General features: G+C 65.8%; 4 protein-coding genes and 3 pseudogenes. 4 read left to right on the top strand and 3 right to left on the bottom strand.

Annotation, left to right across the window (positions count from 1 at the left end; genetic code table 11):
- The coding region (locus WA944_RS02465) for a cold-shock protein (RefSeq protein ID WP_526646225.1) at positions 1–81 on the bottom strand (81 nt) is incomplete at its 3' end.
- A gap of 138 nt (positions 82–219) precedes the next feature.
- Positions 220–657: a DUF5994 family protein gene (locus WA944_RS02460; protein WP_526370807.1), complete on the bottom strand. Its 438-nt coding sequence runs from the start codon at positions 655–657 to the stop codon at positions 220–222.
- A gap of 689 nt (positions 658–1,346) precedes the next feature.
- On the opposite strand from WA944_RS02460, the gene WA944_RS02455 reads away from it, so the two are divergent.
- The 4 genes and pseudogenes from WA944_RS02455 to WA944_RS02440 all read left to right on the top strand — a co-directional run.
- Positions 1,347–1,610: a hypothetical protein gene (locus WA944_RS02455; protein WP_526646227.1), complete on the top strand. Its 264-nt coding sequence runs from the start codon at positions 1,347–1,349 to the stop codon at positions 1,608–1,610.
- Positions 1,565–1,708 (top strand): annotated as a pseudogene (locus tag WA944_RS02450) (hypothetical protein); the annotation flags it as partial. The gene WA944_RS02455 and the pseudogene WA944_RS02450, both read left to right, overlap by 46 nt.
- Before the next feature lie 113 nt (positions 1,709–1,821).
- Positions 1,822–2,094: pseudogene (locus WA944_RS02445) on the top strand (IS607 family element RNA-guided endonuclease TnpB); the annotation flags it as partial.
- A 40-nt stretch (positions 2,095–2,134) separates the two neighbouring features.
- A pseudogene (locus WA944_RS02440) lies at positions 2,135–2,413 on the top strand (dihydroxy-acid dehydratase); the annotation flags it as partial.
- On the opposite strand, the gene WA944_RS02435 reads toward WA944_RS02440, so the two are convergent.
- A partial coding sequence (locus tag WA944_RS02435; protein ID WP_526646223.1) for a molybdopterin dinucleotide binding domain-containing protein occupies positions 2,410–2,996 on the bottom strand: 587 nt, incomplete at its 5' end. The pseudogene WA944_RS02440 and the gene WA944_RS02435 sit on opposite strands and share 4 nt — an antisense overlap.

The raw sequence follows: 2,996 nt of genomic DNA, 5'->3' as shown, positions 1-2,996 counted from the left end.
CACATCTTCTGCGCCGCCATCGGGGGCGATGAAACCGAAGCCTTTATCGCCGTTGAACCACTTCACAGTTCCCTGTGCCATACTCTTTCAACTTCCGTCATTCTGAATGGATGTCAGACAGACATCCACGATAAGGCTAGCACGCCGCGCTGCGCTTATCGAAACAAATCGAACGCGCCGGTGGCGCAGCGCTTTTCAGCGTCGCAGGGACACGGCCGGTCAAGAACTGATGGGATCGCACCATTTTGCGCTCTCGGCCTCGGCGAGCCGCATCACCACGCGGGCCGTCTCGTAGAGCCGGGAGTCCCCGGTGCCGCCCGAGGTGGGCAGCCCGGCAGCGGTCCGGAGCACCATCAGGCCGAGGGCCTGTGACGTCATGCTCGGCACGACAAGGAGTTTCGCGCTCGCGTTGCGGCCGACGACCACCATCAGACGGGGCCGCCGGTAGTGCTCGCCGGCACGCATCAACCGCGCACCGGTGGCGATTGTCTCCAGGTCTAGCTGACCTTCGGTGACCGACCAGTTGATGCGGATGTCTACGATCTCACCGAGAGCCCGATGCAGAGCACCGACCAATTCCGGGAGCTCGGTGGCCACCGAAGCCGTGTGCGGCCACCAGGCGCCGTCGATCTCGCCGCCGAGTTCACCGGCGAGCATCACCCTGATCGGCCGGGAAGCGCGGCGGGACCGCGCCAACCCGTTCACTGGGATTGCGAATCAGCAGAGCTGTTCTTCTTCGGTTGATCAGAGAAGACTGGCGCCTGCACCGGCTCTTGGGACTTCGGGCCGGTGTTGGAGACATGCGGCGCCTGACGGTGTGAGAACAGATCAGACGAATCCATGAGCTACGTCCTTGAGTGGTACGGGGCAGACCCCGCACTGTGTCCGAGCGAAGAGAATCGCGTCGCGGGCTGAGTATTGTCACGCCGGAATTTGTCGCATCGGACTATCGGCGCGAACTCGGCCTACCCCCGAGACTACACCCACCTGCTCGTTCGGCAGCGGGAAACGTCGCTGTGCCCGGTGGAGCGAACCGAACGGATGCGGATTCGCACACCCCGGTGGGGTATCGAGCTGCTCGTCAGCACGTGAGTATTTGTGATCGAATGTGTGGTTTGGTGGGGTGTGAAGTTGTCTGAGTGGGCGCGCGTGAATGGTGTGCATCCGCAGACAGGCGTAGCGGTGGTTGGATCTTGTCGGCCACCGTGCGCCAAGACAGCGCCGGACGCTGGTACTGCGCCTTACACGCCATCGTCGCCGCCAAGACCCGACCCGCGCACGCACCGCGCTCACCCCATCGGATTGTCGGGGTCGATGTCGGGGTGAAAGCGGACAGCCTGCTTGTCGTGGCGACTCCCGGGGGAACCGAGATCGACCGCGTTGCTGCACCGAAGTCGCTGACCGCCGCCCAGGGCCAGTTGAGGGCGCTGCAGCGCCGAGCCGCCCGCCAACAGGGCCCCTATGACCCACAGGCCCAGACCCGCCGAGAGCCCTCGAAACGGTGGCGGCGCACCAGGCCCGGATCGGCCGCACACACGCCCACGCCGCGGTCGTACGCCGCGACGTGCTGCACAAGGCCACCACCGCACTGGCCCAACAACACCAGGTGATCGTGGTCGAAACGTTGAACGCCGCCGGTATGCGCACCAAAGGCGGATCGCGCAAGCGCGGCCTGAATCGGGCGCTGGCTGATGCTGCCCTGGCGCAGATCCGGCGCATGCTGGGCTACAAAACCCGTTGGTACGGCTCCCACCTCGTGGAGGCTGACCGACATTTCCGTCGTCGAAGACATGCGCGGCCTGTGGGAGGCGAAAGCCAAACCTCACCCTCGCCGACCGAATCTTCGACTGTGACGAATGCGGCCTGCAGATCGATCGTGATCTGGGTGCTGCGATCAACCTCGCCCGACTCGGCGTACCCACACAGCTGGGTGAACAGAGTCCCGCCGGGAGTGGCCCGGTGGCAGGACGTGGAGCCATGCGTGAGACCGAACCCGCGCCAGCGGGCAACGTAGCAGGCGATGAAACGTCAACCCCGCACCACCAGCCGGTGGACCAGACGGGGACCGCCTCACCGCAAGGCGAGGCTGCCTGATGAACAAGCGAACTCACATTCACTCAACAACAGGCAACGGCTCTCAGTCGGCCACGTCTCCCCCGAGGCCGCCGCGGGCGGCACCATCGCGCTGGTCGAGGACGGTGACATCGTCACGATCGACATCCCGCACCGGACGATCCAGGTCGACGTCGGCGACGCGGAACTGCAGCGGCGCCGGGAGGCGTTTTTGGCGTCGGTCGGCGGGTACCGGCCACGCTCACGCGAGCGGGTGGTGTCGGTAGCATTGCGGGCCTATGCGGCGCTGGCGTTGTCGGCGGACAAGGGTGCGGTCCGCGACGTCAGTGCGATGGGCTAGCTTGCGACAGCCTCATCCACCACCTTCTGCACCTCGACCAGGTTGTCGCCGTACACCCCGGCGTTTCCGAGTGAGCAGTGGCGGTCGGCGGTGATGGCGTTGACCGTGGTGCCCGAGGTCTTGCCCTGCCAGTGACCGACGTTGGCCATCACCAACCCGGTGATCAGATCGGACTCGTACACCGCCGGCCCCTGGAAGGAGCCGCGGTCGTTGAAGACCCGCACCAGGTCGCCTTCCTCGATACCGCGTTCGGCGGCGTCGACGGGGTGGATGAACACCCGCTGCCCGCCCTGGACCTGCTGCTTGTCCGCGGCGTTGCCGTACTGGCTGTTGAGGAACGCGTGCGGTTTGGGCGAGATGATGCTCAGCGGGAAGCGTTCGGCGAGTTCGGGATTGGACTGTGGCGACTCGAAGGGCGGGATGTAGTCGGGGACCGGGTCGACGTAGCCGCCGGGTTGCATCCCGTCGTACATCGACCGCCAGACCGGGACGACGAAGTTGCCGCCCGCGGCCAGGCTGGACTTGAACTCGCACTTGCCCGAAGGGGTCGGGAAGTTGCCCTCGGCGTGCGGCGCCCTCGTGT

It is taken from the genome of Mycobacterium sp., from assembly GCF_049683355.1.
GTDB lineage: Bacteria > Actinomycetota > Actinomycetes > Mycobacteriales > Mycobacteriaceae > Mycobacterium.
The sequence above is the reverse complement of the archived record's forward strand: the minus strand, read 5'-3'. Positions and strand labels throughout refer to the sequence as shown.

What these genes read in the sequence shown, in the direction of transcription:
- WA944_RS02460 (WP_526370807.1), bottom strand. Translation starts at nt 657, where the DNA reads ATGCTCGCCGGTGAACTCGGCGGCGAGATCGACGGCGCCTGGTGGCCG.